Origin of the sequence: Pseudomonas sp. 14P_5.3_Bac1, from assembly GCF_025466135.1 — a bacterium.
GTDB lineage: Bacteria > Pseudomonadota > Gammaproteobacteria > Pseudomonadales > Pseudomonadaceae > Aquipseudomonas.
On the sequence record NZ_JANLOF010000013.1, the window covers coordinates 19,205 to 40,874 of the forward strand.

Consider the following 21,670-nt stretch of genomic DNA (forward strand, 5'->3'; position numbering starts at 1 on the left):
GGACAGTCAGTTGAAGTATGTATGGCTGACCCACCGCTATCGCAGGCAAGCCAGCTCCCACATTTGACCGTGTTAGGCTTTGATGAAGGTTTCGTGCAGATGGCGCCACAGCAAGGCGCCACTGGCCTGCTTCTCGAACACCACGGTGGCGCGTCGATCAGTCTGTGTGCCGCTGTCATCAACCTGATGTTCGCGGTAAGTCACCGTGGCGCCGCGTGCATGGCGGTCGATCCCGGTCATCTCGCTCAAGGTGATTTTCAAGCCCGGGCGCATACCGCCAAGGCGCGTGAACAGTGCTTTCACCCCGGCCGCATTTACCCGCGTACCGGTGGCGGGTGCGACCATGCTGAACTCGGGTGAGAAGCGCGCCAGCAAGGTTTCCAGTGTGCCTTCAGGCGCAACGCCGGCAAACCATTGCTCGATCTCGACGTGGGTCTGGATTACTTCCTCAAAAAAATCGCTGTAATCAATCATGGCTGGGCTCGTTGGCTGGGTGAAGCAGTGTCCGTACTCTGGAAGCGTCCAGGCGCAGCACTGCAAAAAGGGGCAGCAGTGTCAGGGCTGCCGCTATCGTGAAGGTTATGGCGAAGGAATCCAAGGCCGACAACAACGCACTGAGTGCCGCCGCGCCGAGGCAAAAGCTCACTTGCCGATTGATATTCCACAGCGCGCTGGCATCGCCCATGCGTTGAGCGGGTATATCGAGAAACGCCAGCGTCTGCGCGGTGCTGCTGCACAAGCTGCCCCCCAGGCCCATCAAGGCATAGGCGGCAATCACCCAGGCGGGTTGGTTGAGCAACAGGATGCCGCTGCATTGCAACGCCATGCCCGCCAGCAGCAAGGGTTTGGGACCGCAGCGGTTAAACAGTTTTTTGCTCAGGAAAATCGCCAGCGCCGACGCCAGTGCCCACGGCAGCATCAGCGCGCCGGTCTGCGTGGCGTCATAGCCGAGGCCGCGCAGGTAAAGGATGGCGATCAGGCTGGTGCCGATAAAGACGCCGGGGATGAACAGATAGACCAACATCGCCACGCGCAGCATCGGGCTACGGATCTGCTTGAAGATGCTGCCCACGTCCAGGGCCGGACGCACCGTGGCAGGCGCGTCAGGTTTTATCCACAGCAGTGCCAGCAGCAACGTGATCAACGCCAGCGGCAGGTTGACATAGAAGATCCAGCGCCACGACAGGCTGTCGACGATCAACCCGCCCAGCGCCGGCGACAGCGCCGGCACCAGCAGCGCCACCGACATCACCCGCGCCGTCAACTGGCTGCGTTCTGCCGCTGGAAAATGCCGATAGGCCATGGCCTGGCCCACGGGAATCAGCAGTCCGCCGCCCAAGCCTTGCAGCGCCCGCCAGCCAATCAGGGTTTCGATAGAACTCGCCTGGCCGACCATCAGCGAAGCCCCCGCAAATAAAAGCAGGCTCGCCGCGATCAGCGTTCGTTCGCCCATCAGTGCCGCCAGCCACACGCTCAGGGGAATGATCACGGTCAGCCCAAGCATGTAGGCATTGCTGATCCAGGCCAATTGTGTGACCGAGGCGTGCAACTCGCGGGCGATGTCCGGGTAGGCGACCGTGGCGACAAACATGTTCACCAGGTCCAGGGCAAAGCCGAATAAAAAGATCCAGGCGACTTTCGAGCGGTAGGTCATGGACGCGATCCTGCGAATGAAGCGCGCAGGGTAGGCCGCCAGCAGGGTTTGGGCTACGCCGGTTTGCCTGTTAGTTTGTCAAAAATATTTTGACAAAGGAGGGCGCGGCCGATGGTCAGCCTGGACCGATTCGACACCTTCAAGGCTGTGGTAGAAGCCGGTTCGCTTACCGCAGCGGCCGATTTGCTGGGCCAGACCCGCGCCGTGGTCAGCTTCAACCTCAAGCGCCTGGAAGCAGAGCTGGGCGTAACCCTGCTGACCCGCAACACCCGCCAACTGGCGCTGACCGATGCCGGCGAGCGTTTTTATCTGCGCTGCACACGCATGCTTGAAGAAGCGCGCCTGGCGGTGGAAGAGGCGCGCTCCGAACATGCCCAGCTCAAAGGCACGTTGCGCATCACCACCACAGTCGAATACGCGCTGGCGGTGGTTGCCCCTGCAATCGAGGCCTTTCGGCGCTTGCACCCGGACCTGAACATTCACTTATCCACCTCCTCGACCCACGCCGATTTGATCTCCGAACGCTTTGATGTGGCGATTCGACTGGGACGTCTGCTCGACTCCAATCACCGTGCGGTGCAGTTGTCGACCTTTGAGGTGTTTGCAGTGGCAGCGCCCGAGTTTGCCGAGGTTCAAACCCTGGATGCGTTGGAGCAGGTGCCCAAGCTGGGCCATGGCCGTTTGACCGAACTGAGCCTGACCGACCCGGCCGGCGGCGAGCATCAATACCGCGCCGGCCCGACTGCGCTGGTGGCCGACAGTGCGGCCGTGCTTCAGGCGTTTGCCGTGCGCGGCCTCGGCGTGGCGGTGCTGCCGCAATGGTTGGTGCAGGATGACCTGGCGGCGGGGCGCTTGGTGCGCTTGTTGGCGGACCATCGTTTTGCGCCACAGGGGATCTACGCGATGTACCCCGACACCCGGCATTTGCCGCTCAAGGTGCGGGCGTTTATTGATTTTATGAAAGGCTAGAGCGAGCCCGACAGGCCGAAGCGCTTCTTCAAGACTTTTTCCAACAGGGCCTTGGGCACCAAGGCCGCCATCAGTGGCAGCGCCCGGCAGCCATTGCCCGCGCGCAGCAGCCGTGGCGGCGTTGGCTGTTGCACGGCCTTTAATACCTGCGCCGCGAATTGCTCGGCTGAGGTCGGGTTGTTCTGCGAGGCCTGGGAGCGCGCACGAATGCCTTCGCGCAACGGCCACCATGGTGACTTTTCGTTGATCAACAGCTCGGCCTGGGCGCCGGCGTTTTTCGCAAAATGCGTGTCGATAGCGCCCGGCTGCACTTCCATCACGCGCACACCAAATGGCGCCAGCTCCATGCGCAGTGCGTCGCTCAACGCGTGCACCGCCGCCTTCGAGGCGCAGTAGGCGCCGGCAAACGGTGTCACCAATACGCCGGAGACGCTGCCGATGTTCACCACCAGGCCTTTGGCTCGGCGCAGTGCAGGAAACAGCGCCTGGGTCACGCCGACGATGGAAAACACATTGGTTTCGAACTGGCGTTGCATGGCCTCGGTGCCGCCGTCGAGCAGCGGGCCCATGGCGCCGTAGCCGGCATTGTTGATCAGCACGTCCAGCCCGCCGATCTGTTCGGCGAGCGCCTTGAGCGCCATGGCGTCGTTGACGTCCAGTTGCACGGCCTTGAAACCGGCGGCAGCCAGGGCGCTCACATCATCAGGCTGGCGGGCGCTGGCCCACACTTCATGGCCTGCGGTTTTGAAGGCATCGGCCAGGGCGCGGCCGATGCCGCTGGAGCAGCCGGTGATCAGTACAGTGGGCATGAATCAATCCTTTGTCAGTCCGAGAAACTGCCTTGCAGGTGCTCGGCGCGAAATTCCAGGGTTTGCGGGCGGTAGCCGGGGCGCAGCGGTGGTGTGGGCAGGCAGTCGTCCCAGGTGGCGCCGGCCTGCAACTCGCCGGGGCCGCGATAGCGTGGAGCGGCGTAGACATTGTCGGCCAGGTTGACGGAGTCGCCCGGTGCATACGCTGCAACGCGCCAGCGCAGTTCGGTCAGCGGTACGTCGTTGCCGTTGCTCAGGACCAGTTTCAGCGGCCGGTCTGGCGGGCATTCCTGCGGCGCATAGCTGATGCGTAGTTCCAGGCGCGACAGTTGCGAGGCTTCGCGGCTGTCCAGCCACACCACCCAAATCGCCACGCAGCCCAGGCCGACAGCGGCCGCGAGCGACACCGGCAACGCCTTGGCCGGGTAGCGCAGCAGCAGGATCAGCCAGGTGATGATCAGGAGAACGCCGAAGAACATGGAGACCACCTCGAATAGGGAACGAGCATCCTAACTTAAGCGTAGGTGGGATTGGCGAGCTTGAGATAAGTGTTGATTGGGCCGCCGCCATCGCAGGCAAGCCAGCTCCCACCTTCGACTGCATTCACAAATCAAAAGGTGGGAGGGGGCTTGCCCCCGATGACTGACTTACTGAGCAGAAGAATCCGCCTGCAACCCTTCGGTGCAAGCCTCTCGACCAAGACCAAACTGGTCTCGGCCCATCGCAGGCAAGCCAGCTCCCACAGTTGACCGGGTACATCCGTTGGAATGCGGTCAACTGTGGGAGCTGGCTTGCCTGCGAAGAGGCCTTCAGAAACACCCAAAACCCCACAAAAAAAGCCCCCACCCAACCCACTGCGGATAGGGGACGCAATGGGCTGGGTGAGGGCTTCTTTCTACGACTGTATTACTGCGCGATAGTTTTCACCGACACGCCACGTTCAACCGGCGTGGAGCGTCCGTAGATATCTTCGAAGCGCTCGATATCGTCTTCGCCCAGGTAGCTGCCCGATTGCACTTCGATGATTTCCAACGGGATCTTGCCCGGGTTGCGCAGGCGGTGCACCGAGGCGATCGGGATGTAGGTGGACTGGTTCTCGCAGAGCAGGAACACGTTCTCGTCACAGGTGACTTCGGCCGTGCCGCTGACCACGATCCAGTGCTCGGCGCGGTGGTGGTGCATTTGCAGGGAAAGGCACGCGCCCGGCTTGACCGAGATGTGCTTGACCTGGAAGCGGCCGCCCATGTCCACCGAGTCGTAAGAGCCCCACGGACGATAGACTTCGCAGTGGTTCTGGGTTTCGCTGCGGCCCTGGTCGTTGAGGGTGCTGACCATCTGCTTGACGCCCTGGACCTTGTCCTTGTGGGCAATCATCATCGCGTCCTTGGTTTCCACCACTACGATGTTGTCCAGGCCGATCACCGACACCAGCTTGCCGTTGCCGTGAATCATGCAGTTGCGGCTGTCCTGGATCACCACGTCGCCTTTGCTGACGTTACCGTGGATGTCTTTGTCGTTGACCGCCCACAGCGAGGCCCAGCAACCCACGTCGCTCCAGCCGGCACTCAGCGGTACCACGCAGGCACGCTGGGTTTTTTCCATCACGGCGTAGTCGATGGAATTGTCCGGGCAGCAGGCGAAGGTGGCTTCGTCGAAGGTCACGGTGTCTGCGGTCTGCTCGCTGCGTTCCAGGGTCAACAGGCAGGTGTCGTAGATGTCCGGATCGTGTTTTTTCAGCTCTTCGAGGAAGCGGCTGGCGCGGAACAGGAACATGCCGCTGTTCCAGAAGTAACCGCCGCTTTTGACGAACTCGACCGCGCGTTTTTCATTGGGTTTTTCGACGAACTGTTCAACGCGGCTTACGCCTTCGGGCAGCAGTGAATCGTTGGTGGACTTGATGTAGCCATAACCGGTTTCCGGACGGGTGGCCGGTACGCCGAACAGCACCATCTCGCCACGCTCGGCCGCCACGGTGGCCAGGGCCAGGGCGCGTTGCAGGGCTTTCTGGTCGTCGATCACGTGGTCGGCGGGCAGCACCAGCATCAGCTCGTCGCGGCCTTCATTGACCAGCATCATCGCCGTCAGGGCCACGGCCGGCGCAGTGTTGCGACCGAACGGCTCCATCAGGATGCGCTGGCATTCGAGCTTACGCGTGCTCAGTTGCTCGTTGACGATAAAACGGTGGTCCTTATTGCAGACCACGATCGGTGAGTCCATGCCTTCGAACACCAGACGCTCCAGGGTTTGCTGGAACAGCGTGTGCTCGCCGGTCAGGGCCAGGAATTGTTTCGGGAACTGTTTACGGGAAAGCGGCCAAAGACGTGAGCCGCTACCACCGGAAAGGATTACTGGGATCATGTGTTTCTCCTTGAATCAATTTGGGTCAGAGCTACGAAGGTTTGTCGTTTCACTCTTGTTTTTGTCTCGGTCTGAACTGACACCCTGGTCCTTGTGGGAGCTGGCTTGCCTGCGATGCAGACGACTCGGTGTTTCAGTTACACCGCAGTGATGCCATCGCGGGCAAGCCCGGCTCCCACAGGGGGCATGGGTCAATTCAAGAATCTAATCAGCGGGTCGATACCGGGCGTTTTACCCAGACTGGCGAAATGCTCGAACCGGAACCGGTCACATACAGCACCGCCGCTTCACCGCGCTCCAGGGCCACTGGCTTCACGTCGCCGACCTTTTTGTCGCCGTCATACAGGGCCAGGCTCACCTTCACCGGGTTGATTTCACGCTCGCCACGGCCTTTGGCGGCCACCGACTTGACCACGTCGGTCTTGCCGTCGGCGGTTTTCAGAGTCAGGGCCTTGTCGCTGAGGTTCTGCACGCGCACCAGGGATTTTTGCTTGTTCTTGAACGGCGGTTCTTCGATCAGTTGGGGCTGGCCGCTGCCGCTGTTGACCAGGGTGTAGTAATGATCGGCGGCGAGTTTGACCGGTACGGTCTGGCTGCCGACCTTGGCGCTGTAGTCGCCGCCCGGCATGAAGCTGAAATCGCTGCTGGCCAGTGGCGCAACGTCGCTCAGGTTGGTGGCGCCGACGGTGGCGCTGACTTCCTGGTTGCTGGCGTTGTACACACGTACAAAGCTTGAGCCTTTCGGCGCGGTTGGGCCGTAAAGGGCGGCGTCGCCCCCGGCGAAGGCGGACATCGATACGAAGCTCAAGCCGGCAGCAATGGCCAGGGTCTTGGCGAGACGACGCGGAGTAGTAGTGAAAGTCATGTGAATTACCTCTCTTTCAGTTTTGCGCCCGGTCGGGCGTCTCGGATTTTTGGGTTTTAGCTGGTGTGTTCAGTGCCATGTTCTGTTGGCGCGAACCGGCTTGTTTAAGCTGCGCAACCCACTGCGGGTCGGCATCACCGATTTCGTTGTTGACGGGCAGATAACGTTCAGGGAACTCCCAGATCAGCACCTGTGGCGGGCTGTTCTTGAAGTCGTCGCTTTTGAGGTAGCTGAGCATCGGCAGAATCGGGCCGTGGCCGTCTTCGGAGTAGTTGATGACGTCGCTGTGCAAGGCTTGCTTGAGGGCGCCGACGAAGTTCCAGTTGGGGTTGGCGCTGTAGCTGGTGCCCACCAGTGCCACTGGGGTTTCGCTGTCGCTGAACAGGCCGTCGTCGCCTTTGTTTTCAGCCAGGTGCGTGACGCGTTTTTGCAGCGGCTCTTTGGGCGGCATCAGGTTTTCGAACAGCGGGTCCAGCGGCAGGAACAGACGCAGGTCGCCTTTGTGCGGCTCGGTTTTTTCCGCTTCGGTGACAAAGCGCTGCGGCTCACCGCTGAGCGGGGCCTTTTCGCTGATCACCTTGGCCAGTTGCTTGGCGGCAATTTCGGCGCCGTCCGGGGTCCAGTGGGTGTCGGTGCGCAGGAACACTTGCGTGCCGCCCAGCTTGGCCTGTTGCAGCGGGCCTAGCAGGTCGGGCGCGATGATCTTGTCGGCGGCGACACGGGCGTGGAAGTCCTGATACAGGTTGGCGTGGATGCTCGCCGGTTTCACTTCGCCCAGGTGTTCCGGGTACAGGCGCACCTTGGCCGGCACAATCGCCATGACCAATTGAATGCCCTGAGCCTTGAGCTTCTGGCGCACGCCTTCGACCAGCGCGTAGTTGCCCTCAAGGTTCTGGTCTTCGTTGACGATGGGGTTGAACTCCTCGTCGCTGTACAACCAGTGATCACGGCCCAGCACCACGCCAGGGCGGCCTTCGTTGAACAGCTTGTAGTCCAGCGCGGCCCACAGGTTGGTGCCGATGCGCTTGATCGGGAACTGGTCGTCGTAGTGCGTTTCGACGGCCTTGGTCCAGCGACCGTTGAGCACGGTCGCGTCGGCGTTGGTGCTGAAGCCGAAGAAGCTGCGCATCGACCAGGCGCCCAGGGCCAGCAGCACCAGCAGGAACAGCGCGATGTAGAGGACGCGGAATGAACGGGTCATGGTCGGCTCCCCTCAGAATTGGAAGTAAAGGAACGGCGAGAAACTCTGCGCCGACAGTTTCAGGATTGACGCCACGAACAGCAGCAGTACAGCGCCGCGCATGGCGTAGCGTGGCCAGTCAGCGGTCCAGTAGGCCGGCTGCACGGCGGCGTCCTGGCCGACGGTGAAACCTGGCTGGTGGATGCTGCCCGGGTTGTCGCCCGGCACGGCCTTGATCAGGCTCGGGTCGGCCGGCTTGGCTTTCTCGGCAGGGCGGTTGGTGTAGAAATCGCGCAGGCCGAAGAACGCCAACGTTGCGTACGCCACCACCAGGGTTGCCACTTGCAGGCCGGTGAGGCTGGCGCGGTTGAGTTCCGACAGCGACCATTCGCCAAAGCTGAACATTGCGCCGTACATACGGCCGGCGACGTGCAGGTTCTCTGAGCGGAAGATCACCCAGCCCATTACCACCAGCAGGAAGGTGAAGGCCCAGCGCACCACGTTGAAGCTGCGCGGCGCGGTGTTGAGGCCGATGGCTTTTTCAATCGCCAGCCACATGCCGTGCCAGGCACCCCACACGATGTAGGTGATGTTCGCGCCGTGCCACAGGCCACCGAGCAGCATGGTCAGGAACAGGTTGCGGTAGGTGATCAGCGTGCCTTTGCGGTTGCCGCCCAGGGTGATGTACAGGTAGTCACGCAGCCAGGTGGACAGGCTGATGTGCCAGCGACGCCAGAACTCGGTGATCGACTGGCTGATGTACGGTTGCTTGAAGTTTTCCATGAAGCGAAAACCCATCATCAAGCCCAGGCCGATGGCCATGTCGCTGTAGCCGGAAAAGTCGAAGTACAGCTGCGCGGTGTACGCCAGCGCACCCAGCCAGGCGTCGCCCGTGGTGGGGTTTTGCAGGGCGAAGCAATGGTCGGCGACCACCGCGAGGGTGTCGGCGATAAAGACCTTCTTGATAAAGCCCTGCATGAACCGCGTGCAGCCCTCGGAGAACTTGTCGAGGGTGTGGGTGCGGTTGTTGAACTGGTCGGCCAGGTCGCGAAAGCGCAACACCGGGCCGGCAATCAGGTGCGGGAAGATCGCCACGAACGCCGCAAAGTCGATGAGGTTGCGGGTGGCCGGGGTGTCGCCGCGGTACACGTCGATGATGTAGCTGATGGACTCGAAGATGTAGAACGAGATGCCGATCGGCAACAACACGTGGGTGAGGATGAACGGCTCCAGACCCACCGACTTCATCATCACGTTGATGCTGTCGACACCGAAGTTGGCGTACTTGAAGTAGCCGAGGATGCACAGGTCGACCGCCACGCCCAACAGCAGCCAGCGCTGGGCCGGCTTGGTGCGTACGCCTGCCGCACCGACCTTGAGGCCGATCCAGTAATTCCACAGCGTTACAGCGGCGAACAGCGCCAGGAAGTCCACTCGCCACCAGGCGTAGAACACGTAGCTGGCAATCAGCAGCAGCAGGTTGCGATAGCGTTGCCCGCTCAAGTAGTACAAGCCGAGAAAGATCGGCAAGAACAGAAACAGGAACACATTGGACGAGAAAACCATCCCGATCTCTCCATGTTTAACAGACAGTCAAGGGCCAGAGCCCCCCCAAACCCCCCCACGATTTCGGGGGAGGCCGTACAACATTCCTACTGACGAAACCGGCTCAAACTGTGGGAGGGGGCTTGCCCCCGATGGCGGTGTAACAGCCGCCATCTGTGTTGAATGACACACTGCTATCGGGGGCAAGCCCCCTCCCACATGTCTAACCGCGTTTCGTCAGATTCCTTTGTTGCCCTTTTCATGCGTCGGGTCGTAGACCTTGGTCAGGTCACCGCCGAGCCGGAAGGTCTTGAACGGCTGCATGCCATGCTTGCGTTCGAGCACATCCGGGGCGCAGGTGTAGAGGGTGCAGAAGGGTTCAAGCCAGGCAAATTTCATGTCTTCCTTGAGGTCCTTCATGTCCTGCTCTTTGCCGTTCTTCTTCTCGAAGATCTCCGGGTCTTTGACCCCGGCCAGCACTTTGTCGCCCAGGCGTTTGAGCGCGCCGTTGTTTTCCTGGCGCAGATCCACGCCGTTGACCAGGGCAAAGCTGGCGATCATCGACAGCGGCGGCAACGCGTAGTTGTGGTACGACAGAGCCCGCTGCTGACGCTTCAACTCGTTGGGCAAAAAGCCCTGGTCGTCGACCTGGTTGGCGCCGACTTTGTATTCCTTCACGGCCCAATCAAACAGGTCGCGGCGGTTGGTGGCGACGGAGGTTGCCATCACCGACCAGGCGGCCCAGTAGGAGTGGTTGTTAGTTTTTTCCAGCGGCAGGTTGTCCCAATCGCTCACCACCTGATCGGCCAGCTTGTTGAACCAGGCTTCGATCACCTGCGACTCCTGCTGGTGGTTGGCCAACGGGTGGGAGTCGGAGAACTTCAGGCGCACATAGGCCGAGGCCATGCTGCCCAGCGCCCATTTGCGCATGGACTTGCCGGTGTGGTTGAAGTCCTTGGACATCAACGCATCTGCCTTGGCCCAGCTGGTCAGCCAGTTGAGCGTGCATTCGAGCTGCTGCGGACGACCGTCGCGCATGAACTGCATCACGCGCTTGCTGGTGTCTTTTTCCAGCTTGGTGATGTCGGCCGTGCTGTCGCGAAAGGCTTTTTCGGATTGCACATTCAGGGTGGAACGGGCTTTGTCCGAACCTTCGTACTTGCTGCGAAATTGCAGCGAGCCGGTGTACGGCGCCGGCATGGCGTCGCAGTCATTCTTGAAGTCGCCGGTCTTGAACGCTTCCACCGGGGCGAAATAGCCCTGGGGCGGGCGCAGTGGCGCGGCGGCGTTGACTGAACCGGCGAACATCGCCAGGCCCAGCAGCGTTGGAATCAATAACTTCTGCATAGGTAACCTCATTGCGCACTTACTTCACGGCAGCGAAGCAGTCTTCTGACCGCCGCTAGGGAATACGTTGCGTGTGCAAATTTTCGCTTCGACTTTCTGCGCGGCAGCGCCCGCTTCGGGACCCTGCACTTCCACGGCCAGCAAGTTCTGCGAGGCCCAGTCTTCATCGGTGCGCAGTTCAAAGGCGAAACGCCCGTCTGTATCGGATGTTTCGGGTTTCTCGATCTTGATGTCCTCGTGGCGCCCGTTCATGTACCAGAGGGTGGCTTGCAGGGTCTTCACCGACGGGTCGGCGAAGCGGATGTCGACCTGGTGACTGCTGTTACGCAGGTCTTTGTTCGAACTGTTGACCAGCAATTCGTTCTTGCCGGGTTTGAGCGTGGTGCTGGCGCTCATCTGCGCGGTCTTGCCTTCGCAGCCGTTGTCGAGCAGCGACATCATCTGGCGGTAGATGGTCTCCTGGTCGAGGCGGTACAGCGGCGAGAATTCCCAGATGAGAATTTTCGGCGGGGTTTTCTGGAATTCATCGCTGCCCAGGTACTGGATCATCGAGCCTTCGAGGCCACCGCCGGGGAAAGCGACGTTGAGGATGTCGGCGCCGATTTCCTGCTCGAGGAAGCCGGCGAAGTTGTAGTTCTTGCCGCTGTGGCTGGTGCCGACCAGGGTGATCTGCGGGTTGCCCGAATCGCCGAACAGGTCGCCGTCACCGGCTTCGCCTTTGGGCTCGGTGGTGAACTGGTCCATGTACTGGATCGCGTAGCTGGTGCCGCACAGTTGCCCGGCCATGTTGTGCAGGGTGCCGGTCTTGCCCATGCGTCCGGAGCGCTTGGTTTCGAATTCGCGCTTGGGAATATCCGCAAACTCAGGCATCGCACGCACTTTGGCACCGACGATTTTCGCGGTGCGCTGGGCGCCGTATGGGGTCCAGTGTTGGTCGCCGCGGAAGTAGAAATCGTGGGCCGGCAATTCATCCGGCAGTTGCTCGTTGGTCAGCGGCGACAAGTCCGGCACCACGTAGCCCATCTTGGCGAACCGGCCGAGCATGGTTTTGTAGTTGCCCAGTGCCTTGTCGAAATCGAACTTGGCTTTCTCTTCGGGGTTGAGCTTGTTGCGGTTCACCAGGCCACGGGTCGGCTGGTAGACCACCACCAATTCCACACCCTTGGCCTTGAACGCATCGTGCAGCTGTTGCATGCGTTTGTAGCCGGCGGGGCTGGTGTCAAATTCGGTGCGCAGGTCTTCCTGGGTACGGAACAGCCAGTCGCCCTGGGCTTGTACCAGGGTGGTGAAGTTCTGCTGATAGCGCGTGGTGTAGTTCTTCGCATCATGGGCCGCGGGGCACAGGCTGCAGCACGGTTCGGCGGTAAAGGTCGGCGCCTTGACGTCATCGGCGCGCACGCCTTGGCTGGCCGCCAGCAGGCCGAGGGTCAGACCCGAGAGGCTCAGCAGTTTGATCATGTGTGGGTGCATAAGGGTCATCCTCAGTCCTGCATTTCGGTCTGGCGTTCGACAGGGTCGATCAGCACGGCTTTCTGTTGGCGCACCAACAGGTCGAGAATTTCTTCCTGCCGATCACCCAGCACGCCGTTGAAGCTGATGCCGCTGGATTTGGTCGGCGCCAGCATCGACACGCGGTACAGCTCGACACTCAAGGGCGAGTCGATCGACAGCGGCCCGCTGCCGTTACCCGCCAATTCACCGCCGACCACGATCAGCGAGACCTTGGCGTCGAACGGGTCGAGGGCGATGTCGCGGTCGGTGTCGGTCAAATCCTTGATGTGGCCGTACACGCCGGTCAGCCCGTTGGCCATCGAGGTGTTCTCGTACAGGCGGATGTTCACGCTGTTACGGATGCGAATGCCGTGGCGACGGTTGCTGATCACCTTGTTGCCCCACAGCAGGTTGTCAGCGCTCTCATAGAGCGTGATGCCGTCGGTGTGGTTGCGGTAGATCTCGTTGTCGGCGATCAGGTTGTTGACGCTGTTACGGTCGATCACCAGGCCCGACAGCTTGTTGTCGTAGCTGCGGTTGTTGAAGATGAAGCTGTCGTTCACTTCCCGGGAAATGATGATGCCGTGCTTCTTCTTGGTGCCGTAGACGGTGTTGTCCGCAATGATCAGGCCGTGGGAACGGTCGTGCGGGTCAATGCCGTAGACGATGTTGTCTTTGTAGGTATTGCCCTTGAGCACAAAGCCGGTGGTTTCGTAGCAGTAGAAGCCGTACCACATGTCCGAGAACTCGGAATCGACGATCCAGCCGGTCGGCTCAGGGCGCTTGAGCACCTTGGCCATGTTCGGCGTGTACTGGGAAATACTCACCCCGTACGACTTACTGTTGGCGTAGCCGAAGCTGGCCATCTTGCTGTTGGCGACGTAAGTCTCGGTGCCGCCCCAGGCCAGCAGGAACGGGCGAAACTCCTTGGGCGACTGAAACAGCGCCGGGCCATTGGTCTTTTCATTCCAACCGGTGATCTTGGTGTCACGCACAAACAGCTGACCGTCGTTGATCAGGAACGAACCGGCTTGTTGGGACAGGCGTAGCTCCTGGGTCTTCTTGTCGATTTCCAGAATGCCCTTGCGCCCGACCACGATTGGCAGCTTGGCCAAAAACACGCCCGGCGAGGTTTCGCTGAAGTACTGCTTGGGCACTTTGCCGAGCAGGTCCTTGAGGTTCAGGTAGCCGTCGTCGACAAAGATCGCCTGGGGAATGCCGTGCTGGCGCACCACCCATTCGGCCATCTTGTTATCGCCGCCGATAAAGTCCTTGAGCGCGTCTTCCTGCATCATGCGGCGGATGCTGATTTTGCCGGGCTTGCTTCTGACGATCTTCTTTTCCATCGCCGCGGCGGTGTAGCCCGACAGGTCCGGCAGGGCAGGCTTGGCCATTTCCAGCGGCGCGGTCGGCGGGCTGGAGATGGTGTAGGTCTTGGCCTGTTGCAGTTCTTTGGCGATAGTCGGCGCCTTGCCCTGCTGCGGGGTGTCGGCGAAGGCTGTGGCACTGGCCATCAGCATCGCGGCAACCAGCAATTTTTGAGGAATCATTGCGCAGGCTCCCATCAGAACTTCCAGATCACGTCGACAAAGGCGCGATGCATGTACGAGTCGACCTGGCTGCCATAGGCGTCACCCGGCTTGAACACGCCGGCACGAAAGCGCACCAGCGCCGACGGTTCGTCGATCGACTGACTGAGCGCGGCCGGCAGCAGGCCTTTCTTGAAGTACTTGGTGACCACCAGGTCCATCTCCTGGCCCAGGTCTTTCTTGCCGTCTTCAAGCGGCAGGGAAGTGCTGGACAGGATCGCGTCGGTCACGTCATCGGTGTTGTTCTGCACGGCATCGATGCCGTTGCTGCCCACCGGCTTGTTACCGTCCACGCGCCAGAATTTGTGATAGACCAGGCTGGCGTCATAGTCCTCGCGCAGCTGCCAGGACCCGAACAGGCTCATGGACTGCATGTTGTTCATCTCGCCACGAAACGCTTCGCCGAAGCGGTGCACGCGGGACTGGGTGCCGGTCCAGTTCGAACGGTTGCTTTGCAGGCCGTTCTGTTCGTAGTTGGCACTCGCGCGGGAGTAGGCCGCGCCGACTTGCCATTGCGGGTCCAGACGCAGGCGCACACCCAGGTCGGTGGCCCAGCCACTCACGTCATCGCTGCGCTTGGCTTCGGTTGGGCGGGTGCCGTCTTTGTTCAGGGCGTTGACCGTGTCGCGGTCGCCTTTCATGCCGGTGACGCTGGCCCAGTAGTTGACGGTGTTGGTGTTGCGCCAGTTATAGGCGTCGCTGTTGGCTTCGATGCCGAGCCAGGTCAGGTCGCCATTCTCGCGTTTGTCCAACGGGTCGGTGGCCACGCCCGGTTCGGCGTAGTCGAGCTTGCCGTCGTCATGGGTGTGGTGACCGCGCAGGCCGATCCACTGCCCCGGCGTCCACTGGTAGGCGGCGTCAGCGTAGAAGTGCTGGCGGTCCTTGTCCTTGGGCGACAGTTCCTTGAGGTCGGTGCGGTATTCGCTGAAGCGTTCGGCAGCGCCGACGTTGGCCTTGAGCAACGTGGTGTCGAAGGTCCAGTTCAGCGCCTCGATGTTGGTGTCGCGCCATTGGCCGTCGTCATTGCGCAGGCGCTGGCGGCCGAACTTGAGGATCTCGCCGGGGTAGGGCGTAAAGCCGCTGTAGCCGACCCAGAACTCGCGCAGGGCCAGGTAGTTTTTCTTGGCCTTGCGGTCGTCGTTGCTCGATTGCTCGGTCGTGTCATCGGAGGACTGTTGCAGCGTGTCGGTCTCGATGATGTCGCTCGACACGACCGCCTGGCCCATGGCGTAGGCGCTCCACGCGCCGCTTTCGCCGTAGATCCACGGGCGCAGGTCAAGGCCGATGCCGTTGACGTCGCCGCCTTTCTGCGTGCCGAGGTCGCGGTCATCTTCCGATTGCGCGGTGGCTTTGACTTCCAGGCCGAAGTTCTTGGCTTCGGTCAGCGCGGCCAGGGTCGGGCACGACCACAGCAGGGCGAAGGTCAGGCCGATGCCGGCCTTGACGAATGGATTGAGCTTCATAGGGATTCCTCGCCGTCTTCTTCTTGCAGGGCGTGCAGTTGCAGCGTGCTCTGGGCCAGGGTGCCGCGCGCGGCCAGTTCCTGTTGCACCAGGCGTTGGCCTTCGGCGCGTTGCTCTGGCGTGAGCGGGGCTTCGAGCTGCGTGGCCAAGTCATTGGCCTCTGGCGTGTCCTGGGCTTTAGCCAACTGGCTGAAGACGTAGGCGTTCAATGGGTCGGGCTTGGTGCCCTTGCCTTGGGAAAACAATTGCGCGATGGCGAAGTCGGCGCTGTTCTGGCCGTTGCGCGCAGCGGTCAGCAAATGGTCGAGGGCTTTTTGCGAATAGACCTTGCCCAGGTAGCCGCGACGGTAGATCTGGCCAAGGTAGTAATCGGCGGCCACTTCCTTGCCCACGGCTTTTTCGAAATGCGCTTCGGCGGCCTTGGCATCTGCCGGGACCCACTTGCCTTCGTAATAGAGCTTGCCCAGCAACAGCTCGGCGCGCGGATGGTCGGCGGCGCGGCCGTTGTCCAAGTACTTCATCATCTGGTCGACGTCGCCCAGTTCGGGGAAGTCGTAGAGCAGTTGCGCCAGGCTGACCCAGGACGCCGGATAGCCAGGGGCGATTTTTTCCAGCAGGGCTTGCGCGGTTTTCTCGTCGGTCTTGCCCAAGGTTGCATCGCCCAACACGCGGGCCACGCTGTCGACACGCTGCGCGGTGACGGTGCCACGGCTGTAGCCGGCTTCCATCTGCTTGAGCAGTTCGGCCTGTTTTTCCGGCTCGGCTTTTTTCTGGTAGACCGTGGCCAGCTCGACATAGCAGATGTCGGTGGTGTTCAGCGCGGCTTTGCAGATGCGCTCCACGTCATCCAGATGCTGGTCGTAGGTGTCCTGGGTGCGATACAGCAGCACTTGGGCCAGACCTGCTTCCGGGTAACCCGCGGCCTGCCATTTGCTGATCTGCTGTTGGGCATTCACGTTGGGGAAACTGTGCGGGTACTGCAGGTACAGCATCGCCAGCGGAATCAGGGTATTGCCTTCGCCATTGGCAAAGGCTTTTTTCAACAGGCCTTCGGCCTCGTGCTGCTCGGCCTCGGTGGCGCCGGGCTTGGCCACCAGCAGGCGACCCAGGCGGGCCTGGGCGCGTGGCGAGGTATCGGCCGCCGCGCGGTAGGTGGCTTCGGCCTGGCGGATTTGCTCGGGGTCGCGGGTGGTCACCTGGATATCGGCCAGGCCCACTTGGGCCTCGCTGTAACCCAGGTCTGCCAGCTGCTGATAGTTCTGCTGGGCGGTCACCGTGTCGCCACGTTTCAAGGCTTCGTTGGCCAGGCGCTGGTCGGGCAGGCCGGCGCAACCGGCCAGGCTCACCGCCAATGCCAGCGCGCAGAACGCAGAGGCTGAGTGAAATCGGCTCTGTGTGGGAGCTGGCTTGCCTGCGATGGCGTCACCTCGGTGCATCTGAAAAACCGAGTCGCCTGCATCGCGGGCAAGCCCGGCTCCCACATGGGTCAATGCTGTTTTTGAAATAGGGTTCACAGGCATGTCCTCGCTTACAGGCCGTGAGCCATGGCTTTATCGATCAGCCAGTTCAGCGATGGGCCACGGTCGCTGGTCACTTCGACCGGGCGACCGGCGTAGGTGCTGTCCAGCGGCGCATCCGGCTTGATCTGCACGCGGATGTCGGAGGACAAGTCGGCGCTGTTCAGGCTGGTGCTGCTGACGATGGTGCCGGTGCGGATCTGTTCTTCGTCGGCAACCTGGAAGCTCACCGGTGTGCCTGGGCGAACGTCGGCGAACTGGCGGTAGGTGAAGCGCGCTTCCACATTGGCCAGGCTGCCGCGTGGCACCAGTTGGAAGATCACATCGCCTTTGCTGGCGTACTGACCGTCGGCGACCAGTTGCTGGGCCACCACGCAATCGCAAGGCGAGGTCAGGGTGCCGGTCATTTGCTTGCCGAACAGCTCTTCGACCTTGGCCGGTTGCAGTTGGTCTTCGTCCAGGTGGCCCTTGAGCACATCGAGCATGCTGGTGCTGAAGGTCGCCAGTGGCGCGCCTTTGGCGGCGACCGCGTCACCTTTGAGCAGGCTTTGCACGGTGCCGTCGCGCGGCATGGTCACGTTCATGCCCGGCACGCTGACGAGGCCAGCCTGAGCGTGGCTGACGAAGTACATGCCGTAAATGGATTTGAGGACGAAACCGAACGCTGCCAGGCCGACGATGAAGATACCTGCGCTGAACACCACGGCGCGCAGGCGGCCCGCGGCGCTCATGTTGCTGCCGCCGTCCTTGACCTTGCGCGCCTTGGTGAAGTTGTCGCGCTGCAGGGTCGCCAGCACGTCGCCCATGGTCACGATGTCGCCGGACAAGTGCGAGGTGATCAGGTGGCGCAGGGTGGAAATATCCTGGGCGTCCAGGTTCTGGAACTGGCAACCGGTGCGGCCGGTCTGGCGGTCGTAGGAGCGAATCTGCAGCTCTACGTCCATCGCCAGGCCGAGGTTATCGATGACAAATTGCAGGCGGCCCTTGTGCACTTCACCGACGGTCAACGGCTGGGTGGCGGTGAACGCCAGGCCGCCGGCGGACAGGTCGATCACCCGTGCTTCGGTCTGGGTGCGGTCGGTGTTGAAAAAGCGCAGCTTGGCCGGGATTTTCACCCGGGCATGTTGGCGCTGGGCTTCGGATTCGTGGACAACGTTGGCGTTTACTTGGCTATTCATGGTGTGTAGTTCCTAGTTAATTCAGGCTTGGCAGGGTCAGACCATCATCAGCAACACGGCGACGAAAATGCTGCCGGCGGAGAAGGTCATGGTCCGAGACGACCAGGTGTTGAACCAACGTTGAAAGCTGGCCAAATCGCGGGTCAGTTTGGTGTCCTGGCGGGTCCAGGACTGTTGATCAAGGCGGAAGAACACGTAGATCTTCACCAGCGCGCCCATGATCTGGTTGTAATAGAGAATCACCGGGTAGGCCGGGCCGATCTTGTGGCCGGAGCACGACAGCAGCAGGGTCAGAATCAGGCGGGTGATGCCGATCCACAGCAGGTACGCGAGGATGAATGCGCCGCCGTACTTGAAGGTGGCGATGATTGCCACGGTCAGGCCGAGCAGGGAGGTCCACATCGACACACGCTGGTCGAACAGCACCACGCTGGTGAACAGGCCGAGCCGGCGTATGCCCAGGCCCAGGGCACGGGAGTTCTGGCGCAGGTTGTTGCCGTACCAGCGGAACATCAGTTTGCGGCTGGCTTTGATGAAGCTCTTTTCCGGCGGGTGTTCCACGGTGTTGATCGCAGCGTCCGGCACGTAGAACGTGTCGTAGCCCAGGCGCATCAGGCTGAACCAGCTGGACTTGTCATCGCCGGTCAAAAACTTGAAGCGGCCCAGGCGCCAGTGTTGCAGCGAGTCGCTTTCCACATCGGCGATAAAGCCCGGGTCGGTGACCACGCTGGCACGGAACACCGACATGCGCCCGGTCATGGTCAGCACGCGCTTGGACAGGGCCATGGAGCACATGTTGATGTGGCGTTGGGCAAAGCGCAGCTTGTGCCATTCGCTCATGATGTAGCCGCCGCGCACTTCGCAGAACTCGTTGGTGGTCAGGCCGCCGACATTGCCGAACAGCTGGAACCACGGCACGGTCTTGCGAACCACGCCTTCGGCGAGCACGGTGTCGCCATCGATCACCGCAACCACGGCACGGTCATCCGGCAGGTGGCGGGAGATGGCGCGAAAGCCAAAGGCCAGACCGTCGCGCTTGCCGGTGCCGGCGATGCGCACAAAATCAAGCTTCACATGGTCCGGCGGGTTCATGCGTTCCCACAGGCTTTTCACCAGCAGCTCATCGCTCATTTCCACCAACGAGCAGACCACGGTGGTCGGGAAGCCGCATTCGATGGCCTCGCGAATCACCGAGCTGTACACCTGGGCGGTGGTCAGCGCGTCGATACGAAAGCTTGTGACCATCAGGAATACATGGGATGGGTCGGCGGCTTTGCCCAGCTTGCGCACTTTGCGGCGCAGGTGTGGGTAGACCACGTACAGGAACAGCATGCCGCGAAAGAAATGCGTAGCACCCATCGAGTAGCGCCAGATACCGACGGCGCCAATCAGGAAAATAAAATTCTTCGACTCGGAGTCGAACGTACTCGCCGGTAACAGCAGGGCGAGTCCCATCAGCAGGCTCAAAAACAACAGCCAGCCGGCGGATTGGAGCAGTACGTGTTTTAACTTGGACATAAGCGTCATCCGAAGGTGAAGAAGGCTCCAGGCTGCAAGCGCTGGGGATTGGTACGCTTGCAGCCCGGAACTTGCTGTTGCTGTTACCAGCAAATGCCTTCGGTGCGGCCGCTCACGCTGGTGGCCTTGGACATGAAGCCCACCAGGTCGACCACTTGCTTGCCGTGTGGTGCGTTATGCGCCAGGGCACGGAATTTCTCGTCACGGTTGCCGAGGATGATCACGTCGGAGTTGTTGATCACCGCGTCGAAGTCCGAGTTGAGCAGGGACGACACGTGCGGGATCTTGCCTTCGATGTAGTCTTTGTTCGCACCGTGAACACGGGCGTATTCGACGTTGCTGTCGTAGATGCTCAGGTCGTAGCCCTTGCCGATCAGCATTTCCGCCAGTTCCACCAGCGGGCTTTCACGCAGGTCATCGGTGCCGGCCTTGAAGCTCAGGCCCAGCAGGGCGACTTTGCGCTTGTCGTGGCTTTCGACGATGTCGAAGGCGTTCTGCACTTGGGATTCGTTGCTGCGCATCAGCGAGTTGAGCAGCGGCGCTTCCACGTCCAGGGAGCCTGCGCGGTAGGTCAGGGCGCGCACGTCTTTGGGCAGGCACGAACCGCCGAACGCGAAGCCTGGGCGCATGTAGTACTGGGACAGGTTGAGGGTTTTGTCCTGGCAGACCACTTCCATCACTTCGCGACCATCGACGCCGACCGCTTTGGCGATGTTGCCGATTTCGTTGGCGAAGGTGACTTTGGTGGCGTGCCACACGTTGCAGGTGTACTTGATCATTTCGGCAACGGCGATGTCCTTGCGGATGATCGGCGCGTCGAGTTCTTCGTACAGCGACTGCAGGACATCGCCGGAGGCTTTGTCGAACTCGCCGATGACGGTCATCGGTGGCAGGTCGTAGTCGGCGATGGCGGTGGATTCACGCAGGAATTCCGGGTTGACCGCGACACCGAAGTCGACGCCGGCCTTCTTGCCGGAGCAGTCTTCGAGGATCGGGATGACCACATTGGCCACAGTGCCCGGCAATACGGTGCTGCGTACCACGATGGTGTGGCGGGTGGTTTTGTCACGCAGGACAAAACCGATCTCGCGGCATACCGATTCGATGTAGTTGAGTTCCAGGTCGCCGTTTTTCTTGCTGGGCGTGCCCACGCAGATCATCGACAAGTCGGTATCGCGGATGGCCTCGGCGAAATTGGTCGTGCCGCGCAGCCGCCCGGTCTCGATACCCTGGCTCAGCAGTTCGCCCAGGCCCGGTTCAACGATTGGCGATTTGCCCGCATTGATCAGGTCAATCTTTTCCTTGGAGATGTCCACGCCGACCACTTCGTGGCCACGGGCAGACAGGCAACCGGCACACACTGCGCCAACGTAACCCAAACCAAATATGCTGATGCGCATCGCATTTACCTCTTTGTCATTGAAGACGATATTAATCATGCCAATTAGATGGCCGGAGTTCATGTTTGCAAGCGTCACTGATGCCGCGAAAGTTAGGCGAATAGACGCCGACTTGCCGCGTGCAGGCATGTTGAATAACGAGTGACTAACTATTGCACTCAAGTTGTGCGAAACGTGGCCTTGTTATTGGTGCTTGCCCTGTAATGCAGCCGGCCTTCCTGGGAGAAGGGCCTGGCGCCAGTGCCGCAGAGCCTTGATAGAGGCTTTAAGCCTTTAAATATCAATGCCTTGGGTTATCTCACTGACCCATTAAGGGAAGCTGAGCCTTGGCCTTATAGTGGGTGGCAATGCATCCTTATCGCCGCTCTCAACTAATCGGTTTGTAATATGACCCCTGAGTCAAAGTTAAATGTGACAACTTTGCTACTTCCGTTGGTCGCCATGTAAGTCATCTCTTACAGCAACAGAGAATTTCGTTACCGGTGGTATGAGCGGTGCTTTAGGGTGAAGTTCCTGGCCACTCATCCTGTTTTAGGAAATTTCTTGAAATATTAGAAAAGATGGCACTGGTACTATATTGATAGCACTTGCTATTTGGGCCAGTAGTTACAGGTAGTTGGCGCGAAGGGATAGTTTTGTGCCACTAGTGTTTTAAAAAAGTGGTGCCACTACGAAAAAAATTCAGAAATGTCGAGTGAAAGATTCGTTAGGAATGCGACAGGATGTTTTTTGGCGCCAAATAAATGGCGATCGTTGGCTTGGAATGCAGATAAAAAGGTGGGAGCTG

At 60.7% G+C, this 21,670-nt stretch carries 17 protein-coding genes; 1 reads left to right on the forward strand and 16 read right to left on the reverse strand.

From position 1 onward, the window contains the following. Positions 1-72: 72 nt before the first annotated feature. Positions 73-474, reverse strand: coding sequence for a DUF4440 domain-containing protein (locus tag NTD89_RS03710; protein WP_145161253.1), 402 nt, complete (start codon positions 472-474; stop codon positions 73-75). Further along, positions 467-1,654: an MFS transporter gene (locus NTD89_RS03715; RefSeq protein ID WP_262206495.1), complete on the reverse strand. Its 1,188-nt coding sequence runs from the start codon at positions 1,652-1,654 to the stop codon at positions 467-469. Before NTD89_RS03715 ends, NTD89_RS03710 begins: the two co-directional genes overlap by 8 nt. 111 nt (positions 1,655-1,765) lie before the next feature. Between NTD89_RS03715 and NTD89_RS03720 the strand changes: the two genes are divergently transcribed. Beyond that, the gene (locus NTD89_RS03720) at positions 1,766-2,623 is read left to right on the forward strand and encodes a LysR family transcriptional regulator (RefSeq protein ID WP_145161257.1); all 858 of its coding nucleotides are present in this window, start codon (positions 1,766-1,768) and stop codon (positions 2,621-2,623) included. Here NTD89_RS03720 and NTD89_RS03725 read toward each other — a convergent pair. The 14 genes from NTD89_RS03725 to NTD89_RS03790 all read right to left on the reverse strand — a co-directional run bounded on the left by NTD89_RS03725 (position 2,620) and on the right by NTD89_RS03790 (position 20,883). Beyond that, on the reverse strand, positions 2,620-3,432 hold the full coding sequence (locus NTD89_RS03725; RefSeq protein ID WP_145161259.1) for an SDR family oxidoreductase: 813 nt from the start codon (positions 3,430-3,432) through the stop codon (positions 2,620-2,622). The genes NTD89_RS03720 and NTD89_RS03725 overlap by 4 nt on opposite strands. 14 nt (positions 3,433-3,446) lie before the next feature. Further along, entirely contained in the window at positions 3,447-3,911 is a 465-nt protein-coding gene (locus tag NTD89_RS03730; protein WP_106579538.1) for a multidrug transporter, read from the reverse strand. Positions 3,912-4,338: 427 nt separating this feature from the next. Next, complete coding sequence (locus NTD89_RS03735) at positions 4,339-5,790, reverse strand: mannose-1-phosphate guanylyltransferase/mannose-6-phosphate isomerase (protein WP_119738428.1); 1,452 nt, start codon at positions 5,788-5,790, stop codon at positions 4,339-4,341. 208 nt (positions 5,791-5,998) lie between these two features. After that, positions 5,999-6,655: an alginate O-acetyltransferase AlgF gene (locus tag NTD89_RS03740; RefSeq protein WP_053254501.1), complete on the reverse strand. Its 657-nt coding sequence runs from the start codon at positions 6,653-6,655 to the stop codon at positions 5,999-6,001. Positions 6,656-6,671: 16 nt separating this feature from the next. Next, positions 6,672-7,856, reverse strand: a complete 1,185-nt coding sequence (locus tag NTD89_RS03745) for an alginate O-acetyltransferase (RefSeq protein ID WP_262206499.1) — start codon at positions 7,854-7,856, stop codon at positions 6,672-6,674. A gap of 12 nt (positions 7,857-7,868) precedes the next feature. Then, complete coding sequence (locus NTD89_RS03750; protein ID WP_262206501.1) at positions 7,869-9,401, reverse strand: MBOAT family O-acyltransferase; 1,533 nt, start codon at positions 9,399-9,401, stop codon at positions 7,869-7,871. Positions 9,402-9,617: 216 nt separating this feature from the next. Continuing rightward, positions 9,618-10,727, reverse strand: coding sequence for a mannuronate-specific alginate lyase (locus tag NTD89_RS03755; protein ID WP_262206502.1), 1,110 nt, complete (start codon positions 10,725-10,727; stop codon positions 9,618-9,620). A 24-nt stretch (positions 10,728-10,751) separates the two neighbouring features. Then, positions 10,752-12,197 carry an alginate O-acetyltransferase gene (locus NTD89_RS03760; RefSeq protein WP_262206506.1) on the reverse strand — a complete coding sequence of 482 codons (1,446 nt, stop codon included), beginning with the start codon at positions 12,195-12,197 and terminating at the stop codon, positions 10,752-10,754. 11 nt (positions 12,198-12,208) lie between these two features. Further along, positions 12,209-13,783 carry a mannuronan 5-epimerase AlgG gene (gene algG, locus NTD89_RS03765; protein ID WP_242194603.1) on the reverse strand — a complete coding sequence of 525 codons (1,575 nt, stop codon included), beginning with the start codon at positions 13,781-13,783 and terminating at the stop codon, positions 12,209-12,211. Further along, the gene (locus NTD89_RS03770; protein ID WP_262206503.1) at positions 13,783-15,270 is read right to left on the reverse strand and encodes an alginate export family protein; all 1,488 of its coding nucleotides are present in this window, start codon (positions 15,268-15,270) and stop codon (positions 13,783-13,785) included. Before NTD89_RS03770 ends, algG begins: the two co-directional genes overlap by 1 nt. Continuing rightward, complete coding sequence (gene algK, locus NTD89_RS03775) at positions 15,267-16,706, reverse strand: alginate biosynthesis TPR repeat lipoprotein AlgK (RefSeq protein WP_262206504.1); 1,440 nt, start codon at positions 16,704-16,706, stop codon at positions 15,267-15,269. The genes NTD89_RS03770 and algK overlap by 4 nt, the downstream gene beginning before the upstream one ends. A gap of 92 nt (positions 16,707-16,798) precedes the next feature. Then, positions 16,799-17,965, reverse strand: coding sequence for an alginate biosynthesis protein Alg44 (locus NTD89_RS03780; protein WP_145161270.1), 1,167 nt, complete (start codon positions 17,963-17,965; stop codon positions 16,799-16,801). A 36-nt stretch (positions 17,966-18,001) separates the two neighbouring features. Then, a complete protein-coding gene (gene alg8 / locus NTD89_RS03785) occupies positions 18,002-19,483 on the reverse strand; it encodes a mannuronan synthase (protein ID WP_262206505.1) in 1,482 nt (493 codons plus the stop codon). An 83-nt stretch (positions 19,484-19,566) separates the two neighbouring features. Further along, on the reverse strand, positions 19,567-20,883 hold the full coding sequence (locus tag NTD89_RS03790) for a nucleotide sugar dehydrogenase (protein WP_106579580.1): 1,317 nt from the start codon (positions 20,881-20,883) through the stop codon (positions 19,567-19,569). Positions 20,884-21,670 lie beyond the last annotated feature (787 nt).